The 20,891-nt window shown below is 53.7% G+C and carries 15 protein-coding genes and 2 tRNA genes; 13 read left to right on the top strand and 4 right to left on the bottom strand.

The window, feature by feature from the left end:
* The first annotated feature begins 61 nt into the window (after positions 1-61).
* Positions 62-1,153 (top strand): phosphate acyltransferase, encoded by a 1,092-nt coding sequence (locus P8A25_RS09965; RefSeq protein WP_404838680.1) that lies wholly within the window; start codon positions 62-64, stop codon positions 1,151-1,153.
* Here the strand turns inward: P8A25_RS09965 and tilS are convergent.
* Entirely contained in the window at positions 1,107-2,114 is a 1,008-nt protein-coding gene (tilS, locus tag P8A25_RS09960; protein WP_215443195.1) for a tRNA lysidine(34) synthetase TilS, read from the bottom strand. The two genes, P8A25_RS09965 and tilS, sit on opposite strands and share 47 nt — an antisense overlap.
* A gap of 104 nt (positions 2,115-2,218) precedes the next feature.
* Complete coding sequence (locus P8A25_RS09955; RefSeq protein WP_022396217.1) at positions 2,219-2,494, bottom strand: type B 50S ribosomal protein L31; 276 nt, start codon at positions 2,492-2,494, stop codon at positions 2,219-2,221.
* A gap of 159 nt (positions 2,495-2,653) precedes the next feature.
* Between P8A25_RS09955 and P8A25_RS09950 the strand changes: the two genes are divergently transcribed.
* From P8A25_RS09950 to P8A25_RS09915, 8 genes are all read left to right on the top strand, one after another.
* Positions 2,654-3,520: a hypothetical protein gene (locus P8A25_RS09950; protein ID WP_215443193.1), complete on the top strand. Its 867-nt coding sequence runs from the start codon at positions 2,654-2,656 to the stop codon at positions 3,518-3,520.
* 134 nt (positions 3,521-3,654) lie between these two features.
* Positions 3,655-3,730, top strand: a tRNA-Phe gene (locus P8A25_RS09945).
* Positions 3,731-3,765: 35 nt separating this feature from the next.
* Positions 3,766-3,842, top strand: a tRNA-Pro gene (locus P8A25_RS09940).
* A 179-nt stretch (positions 3,843-4,021) separates the two neighbouring features.
* Positions 4,022-6,454 carry a two-component regulator propeller domain-containing protein gene (locus P8A25_RS09935; RefSeq protein WP_215458362.1) on the top strand — a complete coding sequence of 811 codons (2,433 nt, stop codon included), beginning with the start codon at positions 4,022-4,024 and terminating at the stop codon, positions 6,452-6,454.
* The gene (locus P8A25_RS09930; RefSeq protein ID WP_215443183.1) at positions 6,435-8,117 is read left to right on the top strand and encodes a hypothetical protein; all 1,683 of its coding nucleotides are present in this window, start codon (positions 6,435-6,437) and stop codon (positions 8,115-8,117) included. The genes P8A25_RS09935 and P8A25_RS09930 overlap by 20 nt, the downstream gene beginning before the upstream one ends.
* Positions 8,114-9,499, top strand: coding sequence for a hypothetical protein (locus P8A25_RS09925; RefSeq protein ID WP_215443181.1), 1,386 nt, complete (start codon positions 8,114-8,116; stop codon positions 9,497-9,499). The genes P8A25_RS09930 and P8A25_RS09925 overlap by 4 nt, the downstream gene beginning before the upstream one ends.
* Before the next feature lie 256 nt (positions 9,500-9,755).
* Positions 9,756-10,040 carry a hypothetical protein gene (locus tag P8A25_RS09920; RefSeq protein WP_215443179.1) on the top strand — a complete coding sequence of 95 codons (285 nt, stop codon included), beginning with the start codon at positions 9,756-9,758 and terminating at the stop codon, positions 10,038-10,040.
* 54 nt (positions 10,041-10,094) lie between these two features.
* On the top strand, positions 10,095-11,075 hold the full coding sequence (locus P8A25_RS09915; protein ID WP_222705415.1) for an Amuc_1434 family mucin 2-degrading aspartic protease: 981 nt from the start codon (positions 10,095-10,097) through the stop codon (positions 11,073-11,075).
* 109 nt (positions 11,076-11,184) lie between these two features.
* Here P8A25_RS09915 and P8A25_RS09910 read toward each other — a convergent pair whose 3' ends face one another.
* Complete coding sequence (locus P8A25_RS09910; protein WP_102727379.1) at positions 11,185-12,507, bottom strand: UDP-glucose/GDP-mannose dehydrogenase family protein; 1,323 nt, start codon at positions 12,505-12,507, stop codon at positions 11,185-11,187.
* 189 nt (positions 12,508-12,696) lie between these two features.
* Between P8A25_RS09910 and P8A25_RS09905 the strand changes: the two genes are divergently transcribed.
* The 4 genes from P8A25_RS09905 (at position 12,697) to P8A25_RS09890 (ending at position 20,372) form a co-directional block, all read left to right on the top strand.
* Positions 12,697-13,686 carry a malate dehydrogenase gene (locus P8A25_RS09905; RefSeq protein WP_215443177.1) on the top strand — a complete coding sequence of 330 codons (990 nt, stop codon included), beginning with the start codon at positions 12,697-12,699 and terminating at the stop codon, positions 13,684-13,686.
* A 144-nt stretch (positions 13,687-13,830) separates the two neighbouring features.
* Positions 13,831-15,981, top strand: coding sequence for a hypothetical protein (locus P8A25_RS09900; protein ID WP_215443175.1), 2,151 nt, complete (start codon positions 13,831-13,833; stop codon positions 15,979-15,981).
* An 18-nt stretch (positions 15,982-15,999) separates the two neighbouring features.
* Positions 16,000-17,904 (top strand): NPCBM/NEW2 domain-containing protein, encoded by a 1,905-nt coding sequence (locus P8A25_RS09895; protein WP_215443173.1) that lies wholly within the window; start codon positions 16,000-16,002, stop codon positions 17,902-17,904.
* Between the two features lie 86 nt (positions 17,905-17,990).
* Complete coding sequence (locus tag P8A25_RS09890; RefSeq protein WP_404838679.1) at positions 17,991-20,372, top strand: hypothetical protein; 2,382 nt, start codon at positions 17,991-17,993, stop codon at positions 20,370-20,372.
* A gap of 74 nt (positions 20,373-20,446) precedes the next feature.
* On the opposite strand, the gene P8A25_RS09885 is transcribed toward P8A25_RS09890, so the two are convergent.
* On the bottom strand, positions 20,447-20,782 hold the full coding sequence (locus P8A25_RS09885; protein WP_404838678.1) for a hypothetical protein: 336 nt from the start codon (positions 20,780-20,782) through the stop codon (positions 20,447-20,449).
* Positions 20,783-20,891 lie beyond the last annotated feature (109 nt).

The following is a 20,891-nucleotide window of genomic DNA, read 5'->3' as shown; positions in this document are numbered from 1 at the left end:
ATTATGGGTTGATTTTATGGACAGGATTTTTTAGAGTCGCGTTAAATAGGACACGTGACATATGAGTGATTGGCAAGGCTTTTCCCCGCTGAATGATTTTACAGGACCGCTCCTGGACAACCTGAAGCGTCATCCCAAGCGCATCGTTTTCCCGGAAGGGGAGGATGTTCGCGTGCTGCGCGTGTCCGAACGCTTCGTGGCGGAACAGGCAGGCGTGCCCATCCTGCTGGGCAGGAAGGAAGTCATCAGGAGGATGGCGGAAATGAACGGAATTTCCCTGAAATTCGTCCGCATCATTGAGCCGGAAAAAAGCTCGGACCTTCAAATGTTCTGCGACCGCTATGAACGGGCGGAACAAATGTTCGGCAACGGATTGCCCATGAACACCCGTGAAATCGTCTCCGAGCCGGTCCACTTTGCCGCCATGATGGTGCTTTACGGCCAGGCGGACGCCATTGTGGCCGGGAACATGAAAAGGGTGGCTTCCGTCTTCCGCGCCGTGAACAAATACCGGCAGGAACCCGTTCCTACCAAGCCCCTCTTTGCCATCTCGATCGTTCTCGTTCCCGAATTTGCTAAAAAATCTGGCGGCCGCGGCATCTACTTCCTGGCGGATACCGGGGTGACCCCTGATCCCACCGTGGAAAACATGGCCTACTTTGCCGTGGAAACGGCCAAAATGGCCCGCCACATGCTCGGCAAAAGCGTTCGCGTCGCCATGTTGAGCGCCTCCACCGCCGGGTCCGTGCCGGAACTGGCTGCGGACCGCACCAGGGCCGCTACCGCGCTGGCCCGGAGCATGGTGCAGAAGGACTGCCTGAACAATGAAATCTCCGTGGAAGGGGAAATCCAGATTGACGCCGCCCTGTCCCCGGACTCCTACAGCGTGCGCGTTCACCGCAACTCCATGCTTCAGCCCAGTGACGTGTGGGTCTTCCCGACCCTGGACGCCGCGGACATCTCCAAAAAGCTGCTCTGCATGATGCCGTCCGTATACAACTACGGCCTCATTCTGGGAGGGCTGCTTTTCCCGATTGCCCAGCTCCCGCGGCTGACGGATGAAGACAGGATGTTCGGCACCGCTCTGGTGGTGGGGAATGAAGCCATTAAATTCCACCTGCTGTACCCGCAGGGGGTTGCTCCCCTTTATTGATTGGGCGCGGCGCATCCGTGACCATCAGGCGCTTCTCCTTGCGTACGGCCAGCTTGCCGCCGGGCAGGGAAGTCCGGGAAGGACCGTCCGTATCCAGAATGCTCATCACCCGGAGCACGGCGTCCTCCGTCAGGTCCGGAATATGCTGCCGGCGCAGGTAATCATGCACGGCGCATTGCCTCAGCTCCGCGGGAAGCTGGTTGACCTTGGGCAGGAACAGGCGCCCCTGGGGGTCTGCCAGATTCATGGAATCCAGCGCCTGGGAAAGCGCCGTGCGGATTTGGTTCTCAATGCGGCAGGCGCGTGAAAAGGAAAGGCTGGTGTCTCGCTGGAACAGCGTGTCCAGCCTGGGAATGACCTCATGGCGCAGGGCGTTCCTGGTATACTCTGCAGACTGGTTGCTGGAATCCTCCCGCCATGGAATATGGCGATGCTCCAGGTAGGCGGTAATATCCTTCCGGGAAAAATCCAGCAGGGGGCGTACGACAGTCAATCCGTTGGCCCAGGTGGAAACGGGTGACATGCCGTGAATGCCGGAAGCCCCGCGGCACAGGTGGAGAAGGGCTGTCTCCTGCTGGTCGTTCCGGTGGTGGGCCAGGGCCACGAAAGCCCCCGGATAGCCGGCAGCCCATTTCAGGAACAAGGCCTGCCGGGCATCCCGCGCCGCTTCTTCAATGGAAATTCCACGCGAACGGGCCATGCCGCGGACGTCCGCCCGTTCCTGGACACAGGGAACCCCCAGGCAGGCGGCGTACCGGCATACGAACTGTGCCTCCTCCTCCGCCTCCGGGCGCAGCCCGTGATTCACGTGGCAGGCAATGAGGTGGCACCCCGGCATTTGGGAAAGCAGGGAAAGCAGCGCCATGGAATCCCGTCCGCCGCTGATTCCGGCAAGGACGGGACGGCCGGAGCGGAGAAGCTCCGCAGACTGCTTGTCAAAATGGTCTGGTGTCAACGTCATGCTGCCGCCAGTGAAGCAGGAAAAAGGGGCAAAGAGAAGCCTGCAAATAAAAAACCCCGCTTTCCGGAAAGGAAACGGGGTTGGAAAACTGTTGGGGACAAGCCTTACTTGTTGAGCTTGGGCTTGCCGCCGCTGCGGCGGACAGCGCCGAAACGCTTCTGGAACTTGTCGATGCGGCCTTCCGTGTCCACGAACTGGTTCTTGCCGGTGAAGAACGGGTGGGAGTCGGAGGTGATGCCGCAGGAAACCACGAAATGTTCAACCCCGTCAATAACTTCCGTCTTGGGGGAGCGAACGGTGGAATGGGTGATGAAGCGGCGTCCGGTGGTGATGTCGACAAAAACGACCGGATTGTACTGGGGATGAATATCTTTCTTCATGGTGATGTATTGCGTTTCCGACGCAAGGGGAGCACCAGTATAGGAGTGTTTTATTGCATGTCAAGCATCCCCGCATAAAAATGCGGAAGTTTGTGAATGACGGTTCGGGAGCTTGCGGGAGGAACGGTTATGGGGATGATGTAACGGAAAATGGAGCAGGTGCTGAAGAGACCCCCCTGGTGGGCGTGGTTTTCCCTGATGGGACTGGAGATTCCTTCTGCAGCCATTGCATGGGCTTTTGCCGTCAGCCAGTCCCATCTGGTGGTAGTCTCCACCCCCTGGCTGTACCAATTCCTCTTTGTGGCCGTCTGGTGCGTCAACATGCTGGACCGGGTGCTTAAAATATTCCGGGGAGGCCCTGCAGTATACTCGGATGAATGCCTGCTGTTTGCCAAAAAGCACTGCTTCGTCATCTCCCTGCTCATTGTGGTGGCGGCCGTGACGGGGCTGTGGATCATGTTCTTCCAACTGGGCGTGGTCATCTTCCAGTTTGCCCTGCTTCCGGGTATTTGCAGCCTGCTTTTCCTCTACTTTTCCTCCAATCCGCACAAAAAGGGGAGCCTGTCCTCCGGATTCGTCATGGCATCATTCTTTGCCGCCGTCTCCTTTTCTACGGGAGCGGGAATCCCTGCCTACTTCTATGGAACGATGGGCGGAGGCTGGGGCGGCCAGCTGTCCACGCCCACCTGGTATCTCGTCGCTCTGGTCATCCTCAGCATGTTCAGCCGCAAACGGTGGAATGAAGAAGAAGAGGAAGACGGGCAGGACTCCGCCGCCCGGGACATGGTTTCCCTGGTCTGGATGGGGGTGATTGTGATCTACGTCGTCTTCTGCCTGGCCGCCGCCGCCCGGGAATACACCGGTGACGCGTGGATCTATTACGGGCTGGCCATGGCGGGGGTATTCATGTTCGTGCTGGACAGGTTGAAAAAGAACATGCCCCCTCTCCTGCTGTACACCCTCTCCTGGGTGGCGCTGATCTTTCCGCTGTTGCTGAGCGGTATTCTGGCTCAGACTTCCTCCTGATTCACAGGGAAGAACTTCCTTGGGCCGGACACGGCAAAACGCAGGAAAATTGGAAAAATGATATTTTGTGGTTGCAATACCGGAGATGCGGTGCTAGATTCTGTCCCGCAAACACGTTCTGCGTGCAAGCAAGTGGCTCGGTAGCTCAGTCGGTAGAGCAGGGGATTGAAAATCCCCGTGTCGGCGGTTCGATCCCGTCCCGAGCCACCATTTTTTTCTCCCAATTTTTTAATCCCTTTTTTATACGGGAAGTAGCTCAGCCTGGTGGAGCGCCTGCTTTGGGAGCAGGATGTCGCAGGTTCGAATCCTGTCTTCCCGACCATTTTTTACTCCCAGTAATGGGAAAAACCAGGGAGAGTCTTGAATATTCCAAAATAAGGAAGGAAATAATTTTTGACTTTTTAATTTGATTTCAACATAATAGCAAATATCAGAAGAACTACTGTTGCTGATAAGCCCTATTTTAGTTTTTTGTTGTAGGAATTATTAGAATTTCATCCGATGAATATGAGATTCACGGCATTTCTGAAGCTATTGGGATTAATGGTCTCAACTTTGCTTGCATCATGTTCCTTCTCTCTTGGGGTGGAAAATTTCTCCAACCTTCCTCCTTGTCCCGGAAGCAGGATAACGGATGCTTTAGTGGATTCTTCAGGTATTTTATGGGCTTCAACCCAGGGTGAGGGATTATTCTACTTGGAGCTGGATAAAAATGTCTGGAAAAAGGCAGGAACAGCGGCAGATTTTCCAGATACTGAAAATTTCTATGCCCTGGCTGAAGATGCCCAGGGAAGAATATGGGTGGGAACAGACTGTTGGGGAGTGTGTATTTGGAATGGCAAACAATGGAAAACATACACCCGTAAGACGACATTGCCGGGTGGCCGTGTTTTTGACATTAGCGTCTCTTCTGCAACAGGGGATGTTGCCGTAGCAACCTCGGGAGGCATTGCTATTTATTCCCCTTTGACGGATTCATGGAAGGATGTCACGCGGGCCGATGGTTTGCCTGAAGATCAAGTTTCAGCACTAGCCTTTGATAGGTCGGGAGATTTGTGGGTAGGCTTCTTAACGGCAGGAATGGCCCGGATGACTCTTAAGGATGAATACAAGACCTGTGAGTTTTTTCAGTCAAAATGGCATTCGGATGATGCACGCAAGCTTTCGCAACCTCCGGTTCTTTTCGGTGCAGGGCTGCCGTCAAATTTGTGCAATACCATGGCTGCCAATGGTAATTCCGTATTTGTGGGCACAACGTCAGGACTGGGAATAAAACGCGGTGACAAAGAGATTTTTATCCGGGGAATGGATGCCGTGGAAAAACTGAAAGCGAAGGGAATTATGAAATCTTCCCAAGGTAAATTGAGGCCTCTTCCCGAAGATTATGTGACGAGCCTTTATCCCGTAAAGGAAGGAGTGTGGATAGGCTTCCGCAATCAAGTTCCCATCTTGCTTAATCCGGCAAATATGCAATATGAAAGTTCTGTGAACACTAAATTGGCAGAGAAAAAAAAGGGAGGCACAGTCAGTTGTTTTGTTGATCTTCCTGATGGGACTGTTTTAGCTGGAGTTTTTGGAGAAGGGTTTCGGGTCGTTGGAAAAACAACAGCCAGTAAAAAGAAAAGACGTCGTCTTGGAGATGAAATCAAACATCCAAAAATTTTTTCCATTCCAGATGATCAGGCATGGCATAATTCTTTGAACCAGTTTCAATCTCTGCCGCTTGGCGAAAGGCCTTATGGTATTTGTTTTGCCTGTGATGATTGGGAAACACAGGGCGACTGGTGCAACAGATACGGACGCCATTTTTCCTTAAGACGTTCGGCAAAAAAGTCATGGGGAAATATCATGCATCGTTTTGATCAACGAAAGGATTCCCGAGGCTATTTGTATGACGCCAGAGTAACTCTCGGGCCGAGGAAGAAAATCAAAGATGCCTGGATATCGGGGAAATTCTATGAAGAAAATGCAGCGTCCCGAATTTGTCTGTACAACATCAACGACGCGACCCGTCCCTGTTCCGAATGGAGTGATCAGGGTTATATGCACGGTACCTTTTTTGATGGTCCAGACTTATGGGTTCTTGTACGCGTTCCTGCTGGTAAAAATGAAATTTCCCTCTACTTCAACCAACCCTTATCCAATGACATTTCACGCTATGATCGGGATTACCTGATCGAAGCTCGTTTTGTCGAATCTCGTTTGCCTCAGGAGGTTCTGATTCAAAGGAATGGGAAAAAATCGGAAAATATTGTAAACCTTGAACTAACCCGTATCATGTCGCTTCCTGTTATGGTCCGTACGAGATGCCGGGATTTCGGGAATAATGGAGTATATAAAAATTTTTATACGGACCGGGCCGGATTCTATTTTTTAAGAATTTCCAGAAATGGCTCTAAAGAGGCGACTCTTGGTGGTGTTTTTCTGAATGCATGTCTGGAAAGCGGCTATCAGAATGCCAGGATGCCTTCCCCTCCGGAACTTACTTCCATAAAAAATGCTGATGTTCCGGTAAATCTACTGAAAGCTTGGAGCAACTGTTTTGTGAAACGGGCCGATTCTCCATTGCATCTTCGCCTTTCCCAAAAATTACTGCTTTATACGTTCAGGAAACTATGGAATGAGGCTTCAGTTCCCGGTCCATTGAAAGAAAACTGGAAGTGGCATCTAAAGATCTGGGATGAAGGCGATATCAAGAAATTTGAACAAAAGATGCTTGAGACATGGTCAACGGAGCAAATGAAGGATTCTTATTATCGCTCCAGCTATAAATTCCCCAACAGTCCCAATGTCATTGATTTTACTCCCCAGGAAATCAGAATGATGGATAGATGGAAAGTTGATTGGAAACAATTTATCATTGGAACAAAGCAATACAGTGAATCAAATGTAAATAAAATGAGATTACGGCTGAATGAATATTTTAATCGATAAAAGACATATGAGTATATTGCGGTATTATTATATTGTTCTAATTGCCTGTTCTCTGATTCTGCAAGCGAGTTGGGCGAGCGGGGAGCCGGGAGGTAAAATCAAGGTGGATCCTCAGTCACTTCCCATATGTACTATAGAAGAAGCAGAAGGAGAGGATCCAGAAGATGAGAACAGCAATAAATATGCCATTTTTGAACCAGAGAAAATCAAGGAGTATAAAGCTAAGGGGCAATTCACTGTTGTTGTCGTGGAGCCGCCGCAGCCGCATGCAGGATACGAATTGGACGAAGAGAAAAAGTACGAATGGACCGTTACGGAAAAGTTGGAAGTCAAAAATGGAGATCAGGACACTTGTACTGTCCATTCGTCTAACAAGGAACAGTGGGGAAAAGTGATCACGGTAAAATGCAAGATGAGTTTTTATGAGACTAAAAACGGACAGAAAAAACATTTGACTGATCTTGAAGCCGCACACAAATTATTAACTCCAAGCCTCCTAATCCATCAAATAAGTTTCAATCACGTACAGGGTAAGCATGACAAGGATGCTATGGATTTATTAAAAACTTATAAAGGGAAAATCATAGATGTCCCGGAAGCAACTTTTGATAAGAATGGCAAAGCAACGAAATCGGAACCTTTTCTCTATATTGGCGGTAAAAAACCTGATCTAAAAATTAAAGCGGAAGTAAAACCTGGAATCATAAAGAAAGCGAAGATAAAGACAAAGGATGAGGGAAAAGTTCCGAAAAATTTCCTCCCAGAACTGGATGAACAGGAATTTGATAACAACACAGAATTTGAAATTTCTTTCAAAGATAATATTGATTCCAAATTGAATAAAGGAAATCAACAATGGACTTGGAGATTAACAGAGATTCAAGGAACTGCTCTTACTAACGAGACAATTGTTTTTGAAACAACAGTTAGGAATGGGTATGTTTTGTTCAAGGAACCACTCAAGTCACCATGGGATATGAATGACAACAAGAAGAAACCTTGGATTAAGGCTTTGGATGTAGCAATAGAAGATTCAGGTAACATAGGCTTCGATCAAAACTCCTCCATACTAATAATAGGGAATATTACTAAATACACTTTTAATCAAATGGGGTGGGAATATGATGTAGTAAATGGAGCTCCAAAATATTTTGAAGCAACACCAATTTCAATAAGCATTAATCTGGATTCCTATCTTGAACAAAGTAATGGTAAAATAGTTAATTGTTATGATCAAGCCTTTTCTCTATCATCTCTTATCCGGCTTCTGGGAATCGATGCAAAATGTAATTATCAAGAACAATTTGGAAGAATACATACTGTTGATTTAGTAGGTAAAGGTTTATGTAATAATCCATTTTATGAAAACCCAAAATATAATAATTATTTATCTTTAAGGCAACCTATTGTTTCGAATAAAGATCCTCTTTACGATATTAGATCTGGATTTTTTAATCATATGTACGTTAAATCTAATATTAATATTAGTTTAGGTTTTAATGTTATTATTAATGTTGAGTGTATTTGTGATTCTTGTGCTGGTCCTGTGATTGGAGAAAATCCTGATTCTTATCGAAATAATACAATACAATCTTTATATCGTGATAATAATGGTATAATCATTCCAACTAAAATTATGTCAATTATCCCAGAATTAAAATGAAAAACATATTATTGAAACTATTTGTGCTATCATATACTCCTGTTTTGTCTTTTGCGCTGGAGCCGATGATAGTAGTCCCAGAAGCAAAGGCATCAACAAGAGATGCTATTCAGAATATAAGGTTGCAAGGATTACAGAGGTTAGAAAATACTGGATTTCATTTTGGGAGTAAAGAATTTTTGAAAAAGGCTCCAGACCTCAAAAAAATCCTCCATGGATTAAAAGTAGGGAAAGGTATTTTTTTCGTTACATCCGACAGCTGGAATTCTGTTCTCTATTGTAACCAGAACAGCCGTATCGATGGATCAATGGATGTTTGGTACTCCACCAGCATTTTCGGCATACGGACTGATATGATTATTTTTGAAGGGGCTTCATTCAATTATTGGTCCATGCCTTCCATTTATAAGGAAATAGTGTTAAGCGACGATTGCTGGGTTATGACCAAAGGTGATGATATTCTTTGTTTTACCTTTAAAAACGCTGGATTGGCGTTCAAGGGATTTACCGATCCGGCTACTTTTGTTACCCCCGAAACGGTAAAGACGAGATATGCCTCTACGCGTGAAATGCTGCCTGTACTTAAAGCATTGTCTCTCGTTCTGGATGGGAAAGCGCCGGCTGTTTATGATTTTGATTTAGCCCAAGAAAAATTAATGGAATTCAACCGATCTATCAAACAGCGGGACCGTAGGGCCAGGGAAGTATCCAAACTCCGTTGGCAAAAAGAAGAGAAGCAGCGGGAAGAACGAAAAAAACTTGCTCCCGACTATGGCATTCCCGGAAAGTTTCCTTTTAGCGTTCGTGGGGAATCTGATTTATCGGAAGGTTTAAAGTGGAAAAACTTTGATACATATTTCTCATCTCTTTCGCTTTCTCCCGACAAGAAGGTTATTTTGCCCAATCCCGATCAGGGTGCTATCAATCAGGCATGGTTGAAGACTGTTTGGAAGAAGGGAGACGTGGATGTGGTGGATGAACAGGAAAACGGCGTGGTTGCGCGCCTTCATACGGAAGGGAAAGACGATGACAAGAGCGATATTTGGCTTTTTGTCGGCTATTGCCAGTCTCAGTCTGCGGCCATGAACGAGCTGTATTCACGGCGTTTTCAGAAAACCCCGGACAGGCCTGAACAATGGTCTTGGGATGACGAAATAGCAACGGTGGTCGTCAATCCGTTCAAACTGGGAGATTACAGTTTGGGAAGGCAGGGGGTATTGGGCGATTTTGGCGGAATGATTCCGTCGAGCAACGAGTCGTCCCTCTTTTTCGTGAACGGTAATACGGTAGTAGCCCTTGTTTCCATGGATACGTCTTGTTCTGTTCTTTCCCTAGCAGAGCAAATTGATAAGAGGCTTGAAGCAGTCAGGAAAAACAAATAAATGTTGAACCGTATATGGAACCTGAATAATGTTATCTTGAGAAGAAATCCTGTAGGCGCAGTATTCCGGAGTTTTTTTAATTCATAAAACCAGATATGGGAGGTCTTCGCCTTTTTGTGCCCGGTCTATTTTTCAACGTGTTTTTTTGTTGCTTTTGGGAGGCATTCCCGTGTTGAGGGAGATCCTTTTTGTTCATATCATGGAGAAGGCCGGATTTTTAACTTGAGATTCGGAAACTGGCACGCAGAGTGATGAAATGAAGCAGAGCCAACAGAAGACAGCCTCTTTTTCCTGGCTGGCGGGGTTGAGGTGGTCATTTGCCGGGTATGTGATAGGGACGCTTCTTGCGGCGGGGGCAGGGGCGCTGGATTTTCCCATGCTGGCGCGGGGAATGCTCCTGGCGGCGGCGGTTTGTTTTGTCGTGTCTCTTGTTTGTGCGGGGGCGTGTATCCGGAGCAGCAAAGCGGCCCGCTGGTACTTACTTCTTGTACTCGTGATGATTATGATCGCGCTGCTGTTCGGGCGTGAAAATATTAATTAGTCATTTGTATATGTTTTGATTGACCGAATGTGCACTGATATATAATTTCCGATCATGTTCCTTCGATTATTATCAAGTTTCTCTCTCATGGCCGGCATGACTCTGGTCGCCCAGGCGAACGCCCAGCCTTATCCGGATTCCGATTCCTCAGACGGTTATGATACCGGCTATTATGCGGAAGCTTATTCCGGAGGCTACAATAGCTCTCCGGCTCCCACGGGGGAGAACGCCTCCAAGCCCGTTTTTCCCACGCAGTCCTATTTTGAGCTGCTTGGCCCCATGGATTCCAGAAACGGACATGGGAGCGTGAACATACAGAATTGGATGACGGACCTGAATTTGTGCCGGATGTCCAGCGGTTCCTGGGGCTTTTCCTCCACGGCCGCCCTTCGTTTGAGCTGGTTCAATGGAGAAGGCGCGCGCGAGATGGATGTGGATGAGCTGTACACGATTTGGCTGAATGTGACCGCGTCTTACAAGCTCAGGGGGAAGACGAGCCTGGTTTTCGGCGTAACGCCGCAGATTTCCACGGATTTCGATACCTGGACGACCCATAATTTGTTTTTCGGCGGCCATGCCCTTCTCGCAGGTCCCTTGAATGACCGATTCAGCTATGGTATCGGCGTCGGCTGTTATCCGCAGCTGGGAGATTTTCCCCTCCTTCCCCTTATCCAGTTTGAATGGAAGGCAACGAACAATTGGACCCTTCAACTGGAAGGAGCCCGGCTTTCCTATACCAGCAAGGTGAGCGAGGGGCTGACGTGGGGGCCTTTCGTTTCCGTGGTGTCCGGCACCTGGACGATTCACCATGACCGCCGCGTCCGCCAGTTCGAGTGGATTTCCGGCGTCGCCGGCGTGGGAGCCGACGTAGGCCTGGGACACTGGGGCAGCGTTCGTCCCAGACTGGTGGCGGACGTCGGTTTTTCCTTTGGGAACTCCGGCACCATCAAGACCAGCAACGGGAGTCATGAGCTGGAGAAGTACCATTACGATCCCGGTTTCTACCTGCGCGCGGGATTGCAGTTTGAGTTTTGATCGGCCAACAGGATTAGCGAATACATAACAAAGGCCCCCGGAGCATTCAGCGCTCCGGGGGCCTTTCTGCAAATGGGGCGTTTGGAGTCGGAATTATTCCCGGCAGCGGTCAGGCTTCTTCAATGGAGGGCCTGCCCACGGAATGGTACTCAAATCCAACGGCCCGGATGTTGGCCGGAGAGAGGATGTTCCTTCCGTCAAAGATGATGCGGTTGCGCATGACGTCCGCCAGCTTTTGCAGGTCCGCATTCGCGTATTCGCTCCATTCCGTGGCGATGATCAGCACTTCCGCATCCCGGGCGCATTCGTACATGTCTTCCTCCAGCGTAACGCCCAGCGGTTCCAGGATTGGGGCGGCGGTGTGCATGGCCTTGGGGTCCGTGGCGGTGACGATGGCTCCTTCCCTGCGGAGCTTTTCACACAGCTTGAGGGCGATGGATTCCCGGATGTCGTCCGTGTTCTGCTTGAAGGCCAGGCCCCAGACGGCTATTTTTTTATCCTTGAGCACCCACAGGCGGTCCCTGATCTGGTCCAGGAAGTGGATGTGCTGGGTGTCATTGATATGTTCCACTTCCTCCAGCAGGGTGAAGGGAATGCCCAGCGTGCGGCTGATGTTGATGAAGGCTTTGACGTCCTTCGGGAAGCAGGAGCCCCCGTAGCCCAGTCCCGCGTTGAGGAAGTGGCGGGAGATTCGCTTGTCCATGCCGATGCCTTCCGCCACCAGTTCCACGTCCGCTCCCGTTTTTTCGCAGACCTTGGCGACGGCGTTGATGTAGGAAATTTTCAGGGCCAGGAAGGAGTTGGCGGCGTGCTTGATGAGCTCCGCAGAGTTGACGTCCGTTTCCAGAATGGGCGCGTGGATGGGCTGGTAGACGCGCTTGATGACGTCCATGGCACGTTCCGAGTTGGCGCCGATGACGATGCGGTCGGGATGCAGCAGGTCGTCCACCGCGCATCCCTCCCTCAGGAATTCAGGGTTGGAAACGATGTCGAATTGCACGTCCGTTCCTGCATAGCGCTTGATGGTCTGGCGGACTTTTTCACCGGTTTTGACGGGTACGGTGGATTTGTCCACAATGACCTTGTAGCCCATTTCCGGTTGGAGCACCTGGGCGATTTCCCGGGCCACTTTTTCAATGTAGGTGAGGTCCACGGAGCCGTCCGTATTGGGCGGCGTGGGCACGGCAATGAAGATGACTTCGCTTTCCGCAATGGAATCAGCAATGGAGGGGGAAAATTCCAGCCGTCCGACGGCCACGTTTTTTTTCACGAGTTCTTCCAGCTTGGGCTCGTAAATGGGAATGGACCCGGATTGGAGGGTGCGTATTTTTTCCGCGTTATTGTCCACACAGATGACGTGGTGGCCCATTTCCGCAAAACAGGTGCCCGTGGTAAGCCCCACGTAGCCACTGCCGATGATCGTTAAATTCATGGTATCAGTGCAAATATATGGTAAAAACTTGGTTGATTTAAAGGATAAGGCCTGCAGGGCTGATGTTCAAGCATAATGGGGAAGAGGATTTTTTCTGTCAAAATAAAAAGTTCCTGATTGAGCGCCGTTCTTCCCTGTGCTATAACCGGGACCAGACAGAAAAGATCTGTTTATTTTAATTTGAACGTTATGAAAACACCTATCACCGTTACCGTTACAGGAGCCGCCGGCCAAATTGCCTATTCCCTGCTGTTCCGTATTGCTTCCGGCAGCATGCTGGGACCGGACCAGCCGATCAACCTGCGCCTGCTGGAAATTCCCCCGGCCATGAATGCTCTGGAAGGGGTGGTAATGGAACTGCGTGATGCCGCGTTCCCGCTGGTCAATGAAATCGTTCCCACCTCTGATCCGGATGAAGCCTTCGCCGGCGCCAACTGGTGCCTTCTGGTAGGCTCCGTGCCCCGCAAGGCCGGTATGGAACGCAAGGACCTGCTGGACATCAACGGCAAGGTGTTCATCGGCCAGGGCCAGGCCATCGCCCGCAGCGCCGCCAAGGACGTGCGCGTGCTGGTTGTAGGCAACCCCTGCAATACGAATGCCCTGATCGCCATGCACAATGCGAGCGGCGTTCCCTCCGACCGTTTCTTCGCCATGACCCGCCTGGATGAAAACCGCGCCAAGAGCCAGCTTGCTGAAAAGGCTGGCGTCCATGTGACGGAAGTGACCAACATGACCATCTGGGGCAATCATTCCTCCACCCAGTACCCTGATTTCACCAACGCCAGGATCGGCGGCAAGCCCGTGACGGAAGTCATCAAGGATACGGAATGGCTCAAGGGTGATTTCATCACCACCGTGCAGCAGCGCGGCGCCGCCATCATCAAGGCCCGCGGCGCTTCTTCCGCCGCCTCCGCCGCCTCCGCCGCCGTGGATACCGTCCGCAGCCTGGCTACCCAGACGCCGGAAGGCGACTGGTATTCCGTGGCCGTGTGCTCCGATGGCTCCTACGGCATTGAAAAGGGCCTCATCTGCTCCTTCCCGGTCCGCACCACCAAGGACGGCGGCTGGGAAATCGTGCAGGGCCTGCCGATCAACGCGTTCTCCCAGGAAAAGATTGACGCCACCGTCAATGAACTGAAGGAAGAACGTGACGCCGTTTCCTCTCTGTTGAAGCATTAAAGTTGATTTGCTCTTGTGCCGGGCTTCCCGTTTTCGGGGAGCCCGGTTTTTTTGTGCCTTGAAAGCTCCGTAAGCCTCATTTTCTGCGGGACAGAAGTTTTCCCCCGTGTTAAAAAGAAAGATGGATGCAGCATCCGCTTATTTATGGACCAAGACCGCATATTATACCGGGGTGAGGCCTTTACACTGACCGGAAATTCCGTGCGCCAGGATGCCGCGCATTGGGCGGAGGTGCAGCGGGACGGCCAGGTGAAGACCATGAAGAACGGCCGTTATTCCGAATGGCGCGTTTTGCCGGAGACCGGGAACGCCCCGCATTACCGGGGAAGCTTTGAAGTGCTCAATAAGGCCTACAGCCTGGCGCTTAACGAGGCCGGTTCCCTGCTCAATGAAGAAGGGACGTTCCGGACGGGAGCCAACTGGCCCACCGTGTGGACCCGGGATATTTCCTACGCCACCCATCTGGGGCTGGGGTTGTGGAATGTCCATGCCTGCATGAAGAGCCTGAATGCCCGGGTGCGGAACGGGGAGGTGGAGCAGGATACCGGCACGGGCGGTTCCTGGCCCATTTCCTCCGACCGCGTGGTGTGGGGAATGGCCGCCTGGGAGGTTTACTGCCTGACGGGGGACGCCGGCTGGCTGGCCCGTTCCTGCCGCGTGCTGGAAAAGACGTGCATGCGGGATGAACAGGTGCTTGCGGCTACCGGCGGCCTGGTGAAAGGGGAGTCATCTTTCCTGGACTGGCGGGAACAGAGTTACCCGGCGTGGATGACTTCCGCGGACATCGGGGATTCATGCAGCCTTTCCACCATGGTTCTGCATGCGGAGGCCCGCAAGGTTCTGGCACGGATGTTCCGGGAACTGGGGCTGGAGGAGAAGGCGCGGGAATGGGAGGAAAAAAGCGTCTCCCTGTCCGCCGTCATCGAGCGGTTTTTCCGGATTCCGGAGCATGCCCTGTACGGGCAGTACCTGTATGGCCGGGGTTACCCCGTGCTGTCGGAAAAGGTGGATTCCCTGGGCAATCTGCTTTGCGTGCTTCTGGGGCAGGCTCACGGTCCGCATGCCGCCGGAATGGTAGCCGTTCTCCCCCATTGCGTGTACGGCATTCCCTGTTTCCATCCCCAGATGCCGGACGGCGTGCCGCCTTACCACAACCGTGCCATGTGGCCGTTCCTGGAGGGCTATTACGCGCAGGCCGCCGCCGCGGTGGAGAATGAGTCTGCCCTGGCTCTGGCGTTCGCCTGCATGGTGCGCGCCGCCCTGCTGTGTGGGACGAACAAAGAGAACGTGCTTCTGGAAACGGGCCTGGATGAAGGGCTGCTGCTCAGTTCGGACAGCCAGCTCTGGAGCATTGCCGGGATGCTGGGCAGTTTTTACAAGGGGTTGTTCGGCATCCGCCTTCAGCCGGATTCCATGGAGTTCCGCCCCTGTGTTCCGGAGTCTTTTGAAGGAGTTCATGAACTGGCCGGGCTGGAATACCGCGGCATGACGGTGGATGTGCGCTTGCGCGGCCACGGGCGCCGGATAGCGCGGTGCCTGGTCAACGGGCAGGAGGCTCCCCCCGTGCTTTCTCCGGGCATGAAGGGCCGCGTGTTCGTGGAACTGGAGATGGTTGCCGCAGAAGAAGGGGCGGGGCAGGTGAATCTGGCCCACATGGGCGGCAGCCTGGAGGCTCCGGAGTGGAAGGCAGCCCGCCATGGAATCGCCTGGGAGGCCGTGGCCGGAGCGGATTATTACCGTGTTTACCGGAACGGCATTCCTGTGTCCCAGACGGAGTATTGCCATTACATGCCTGCCCCCAGTCGGGGGGACGTGTCTTTCCAGGTGATGGCGGTCGCTCTGGACGGCAGGGAGTCTTATCTGAATGAACCCAATGACTATCCTTCCGCGGATGCCCGCATGGAGACGCGCCCCTGCGGGCTGAGCGGGGATGAAGTCTGGTTTTCCCGCGTTACGGAGTCTCCGGACGCCCTGTGCTATAATGTCAACATAGACAAGCCCGGCGTGTACCGGGTGGACGCCTTTTTCGCGAACGGCACTTTTGACGTTTCAGACGGGAACACCTGCGCCCTGCGCAGCCTGTACCTGGACGGGCGGCGCGCGGGCACGCTGGCTTTTCCCCATACGTCACGCTCCGGCAACTGGGAGCATTTCATTTATTCCACGGCGGTGGAGGTGGTGATGACGCCCGGTCCCTGCCGCGTGGAAGTGGTGTACGACTCTTTTTCCGAGAATATGAACCGTCTGGTGAATGATATGGTGATAAAACACCTCCGGTTTACCCGTATATCCTGACATCGGTTCATGGATTTTATGTCGAAACGCTTTTTTGTCTTATTGCTGGCCCTGGGCGCCGGGGCGTGGAACGCCCCCGCCATGGGGAAGGATGCGGAATCAGCCTCCCGGTCTCCGGCTCCCGCGGCCCGGGAAGGGGCGGAGTTCACCCGCCTGCCCGTGAGCTGGACGGTGAATCCCGGGGATGCCGCCAACGCGCGCGCCGCATGGAAGGCCCTGAGCGCCTATCACCAGGGGAAGCCCAAGTCTTCCAGAAAGCTGCACGTGGTTTACGTAACGTTCAAGGACAGGCCGGCCCTTGAAGGATACCGGGAACGGTATGACCATATCCTGAAGAACATCCAGGCCTATTATGCGGACCAGATGCAGGCCAACGGGTTTCCTCCGCTTACGTTCCAATTGGACCTGGACGAACGGGGGAAGCTGGTCATTTACGATGCCTATGTGGACAGGCCCATGAGCGAGATGAACGTGCAGAGCTCCGGTCCCGTCTCCCGGGAAGCCGCCAGGAAGGTGCTGGCGTCCAAGGGGATTGACATTGAAAAGGAACACGTGCTGATCGTGTGCCAGCTGCCGGACGGCGTAGGGCCTTATTACGGCGGCGGCTTCAGCCACCAGGGAACGGGCTGGACCTGCGACCAGGAGGGGCTGGATCCCGCCAGCTTCCTGGATACGGAGATGATGCAGGGTGGCCGCTTCAAGGTGACCAAGGGGAAGAACGCCACCATTTACATAGGCGGCACGGCTCATGAACTGGGGCATTCCTTCGGCCTTCCGCACACGGGCAACGGATGGGACTACCCCAACGCGGGGGATTCCCTGATGGGCCACGGCAATTCCACGTACGGCAATGAACTGCGCAACGAGGGGAAGGGGGCTTTCCTGGCGCCTACGGACGCCCTGAAACTGGCCAGCGTTCCCCTGTTCAACGGCGTGGAGACGGAGCTTCCCGCGGATGCCTCCTACGGGCGCATGATCGGGAAGTACGTTCCGGGCTCCTTTGAACGGCTGGAGGCCATTCCCGTCAAGGACGGCCTGCGGCTGAAAGGCCGGGTGCGCCTGACGCGGCCCGCTTATGGAATCGTAGTCCACCTGGACCCTCCCGGCGGTTCGGATTATGATTCCAATGCCGTGGGAGCTTCCCTGAATGGAAAGGGAGAGTTTGACCTCACCATCTGCCGGCCCGGCTACAGGGGTGGCTTTATAGAAATGCGGGTGGCCGTGCTGAACTGCGACAGCACCCGCAGCATGATTACGCTGCCCGTGTGGATGGACGCCCAGGGGGCCAAGACTCCTTCGCTGGCCCAGACCGTTTACTTCGGCGACGTTCAGAACCTGTGGATACGCGGCCGCGCGGAGGAAGCCCGGAAGGCCCTCGCGGAGGTGGAGCGCAAGCATGGCTCCCGTCCGGAGGTGAAAGAATGGCTCCCCATCTGGAAGCGCGCCCTGGAGCGCCAGGACCCCTCCCTGGAGGCTACCCCTGCACAGATTCCTGCGGAAACCGCCAGCGTCAGCCTGAATGACTGCAAGCCCTCCGTGGCTCAGGTGGGTTGGGCCGTGCCGTTGTGGGACGTCCTCTTTCCGTCTGACCTGGGGCCCGTGCCTTTCTTCAGGACGATCGGGAAGCCGGAACGCTTCATCCTGGCGCATGCTCCGGCCGTCTTTTCCTATGACCTGGACGGACGCTGGAAGGAGTTCCGCGCGGATGTGGGGCTGCCCTTCGGTTCCCGCGGCAGCGTCAAATTCGGCGTGTACCTGGACGGCAAAAAGCTTGTGGAAACCCCCGTGCTCAAGGACGGCTCCTCCGTTCCGGTGAAGGCGGCGGTGGAGGGCGGCAGGAAGCTGGAAATCCGCGTGGATGACGCCGGAGACGGCAATGCCGCCGATTGGGGCATCATTGCCAACGGCATTCTGACCCGGTAAATTTCCGCTCCACTGGCGGAGAAATGTGACATTAGGCTTGTCTTTTGTCCTTTCTCATAGTGTTCTGTGGACTAGCCATGATTGGGATGAATGCAAAGCTATGGGGTGCCGCGGCGCTGATTGCCGGCGCTCCCCTGTTTGCAGAGACGCCCGCGGGACAGCCGCCGTCCTCCCCGTCCTCCGGTTCCGGGCAGGAAGAACCCCAGGGGGAAATGGCGGGGAACCTGCTTTCCGGCACGCTCATGCCGCAGATTCCCTCCAATATCTCCATCACCAATGACGGGCCCATCAGGGTGGAGAAAGCCAGGAAGATCATTTTTGAAGGCCCGCGCGTGCACATGGTCACGGATACCGGGGTGGAGGTGTTTGCGGATTACGCGCAGGCGGATATGGACCGGAGCAGGGTTTTTCTGAAAGGGAACCTGTCCATTTACCAGAGCGACAGCAAGACGCGCACCAACAGCCTGATACGCGCCAGCAGCGCGGAGTTCGACTGGGAGAACGAAGTGCTCCTCACGGACGCCATCCGGGCGAAGATGGAAGGGCTGATCCTGCGCAGCGGGAAGTTTGAATCCCGGAAGGACGCCGCCGGCAAGACCTATCTGGAAGCCCGTAACGCCTCCGTTACGGCGGAGGACGTCAGCGAACCCCTCACCTGGATTTCAGCGGACAGGATACGCGTGTATCCGGAAGACAGGTTCTCCTTCAAGAACCTGACCCTGCATTACGGGGGCGTTCCCTTCTTTTACTTTCCCTATCTCAGCCATTCCCTGAATCCGGAGGTGGGCTATCTTCCCCTTCCCGGCATGCGGTCCATCTGGGGGCCTTACCTCCTGAATGAATACGGGTTCCTGCTGGGGGAAAAATGGTCGGACAACGGCATGCCTTCCGCCGACTATCTGGGCACCCTCCATGTGGATTACCGCACCAGGCGCGGCTTCGCCTACGGGCTGGACATCCGTGACGTGCTGCTGGAAAAGGACTGTCCGGACATGACGGGCCTGTCCTTTTACAAAACCCATGACAAGGGGGTGAAGATTAACGCCGGGGATGATGAATACCGCGAGCACCTGGACCCGGACCGGTGGCGGCTGGCGCTCCAGCAGATGTGGTCCCACCGGGTAAACGCCCGCACGGACTGGCGGCTGAAGGCCAACGTCAACATGCTGAGCGACGAGTACATGCTCCGCGACTTTTATCCGGAAATCTATCAGCGCAATTCTTCTCCGGATAATACGGTGCTTCTCTCCCGCACGGACGACACGAATGATTTTTCACTGCTGCAGCGTTTCGTTCCCAACAACTTCTACATGGCGGACCAGCGGACGGAGTTCAGCTATGAACGCATCAAGTCCCCCATTTTCCGTTCTCCCGTCATGTATGAAAGCCGCACCAGCTTCGCCTTCCTGAAGCAGTACGTCCCCCCTTTCATGCGGACGGAAATCCAGGATATGCTGGACGAGATGGAGCCCGGAACCACTTCCTATGATTACTGGGCCCGCATGCTGATGACGGACAGCTACAGCCGGTTCCATTCCTTCCATGAAATTTCCGCCTCCAAGAAAATCATGGGGTTCCTGAACCTGACGCCCAAACTGGGCGGGGGCTACACCGGGTATTACGGCGTGGAGGACTACAAGCCGCTCAACCAGGGGATTTTTTATGCCGGAACGGATGCGGACTTCAAATTTTCCCGCCGTTATTCCTCCGTGTACAGTGATTCCCTGGGCCTGAACGGCATGAACCACATCGTGCAGCCCCATTTTACGCTGGCGTACGTGAAGACCAACCGCCTGAGCGAGCTTTATCCCCAGATTGACGGAGACACCCCCACCACCAATCCGCCGTCCCTGAGCCTGGGCAGGTATACGGAGATTGACTCCCTCCCCACGGGGCTGGTATTCCGGTACGGCCTGCGCAACATGCTGATGACCAGCCGGGACGCCAATTCCCACCGCTGGTTTTCCTGGGATGTGTTCATGGATGCGTACCTGTATGACCCGATCAACCAGCGGGACTTCTCCAACCTCTTCTCCTTCATGCGCTGGAACCCCGTTCCGTGGATGGAATACCGGTCGGAAATGCAGGCCCCCATCCTGGGGAAGGACAAGATTTCCGGCTGCCATGAGTACAACAACTCCCTGCGCTTCATGCCGTGGCGCTCCACGGAATTCGTGGTGGGGCACCGTTACCTGAACCAGCACTCCCTGCTGGAGGACAGCAGCCAGCTTGACCTGCGCGTTTTGCAGCGTTTTTCGGAAGCCTGGGCATTCAGCGGCAAGTGGCGCTTCTCCCTGCTGGACGGAAAGCTGGACATTCAGGAATACAACGTGTACCACAACATGGGTTCCTGGTATTTGGGCGTGGGAGCGTTCGTGCGCAAGAACGGGAATAAAAACGAATTCGGCCTGGGCATCAGCTTCACCATTCAGCAGACCGGGGACTACATGCCGGTCAAGTTCCTCTAATGTCCGGAGAAGGGCGCGGTTCTCTTGTAATGGGTGCGCCGGAAGCGTTTCTCCTTGTTACGGCATCCGTGTTTTTAGGGATGGAAGCTGCCCGGGCTGTGTGACGTTTTTCCGGAGAGGGGGGCTTTTTCTCCGGGGTTGCGTGATTTTACAGGGGCCGGGAAACCGGGATTCCCTGGTTGGAGCGGAATGCGAGAGAGGCCGTCCTCAAGGTGAGTGAAGCTGGAAGATGAACGAATCAGCTTTTGTTCATGGCCCCCCCCGGACACGGTCCAAGGCCGCATTTTTACAATTCGTCCGTCCACGTTCATCTTCTTTTCAGGGAGGGCTGGGGCTTCCGGCGTACCGGGTAGGAAAAGTTTTTCCGCAAGAACCCGCTGCCGCGCTTGTGCCGGAACCTTGGCTTGCATTCCGGGGAGGAAACGGGGAAGATGCCATGACATGGGGCAAACCGCGGCGCATGCCATGGCGGCAACGCCGCCCGGCGCGCCGGCTACCGCGGAAAGCTCCCGCATCAAT

The organism is Akkermansia sp. BCRC 18949, assembly GCF_045011645.1.
In the GTDB taxonomy this organism is placed as follows: Bacteria; Verrucomicrobiota; Verrucomicrobiia; order Verrucomicrobiales; family Akkermansiaceae; genus Akkermansia; species Akkermansia massiliensis.
This window is presented reverse-complemented; position numbering and strand designations above follow the sequence as displayed.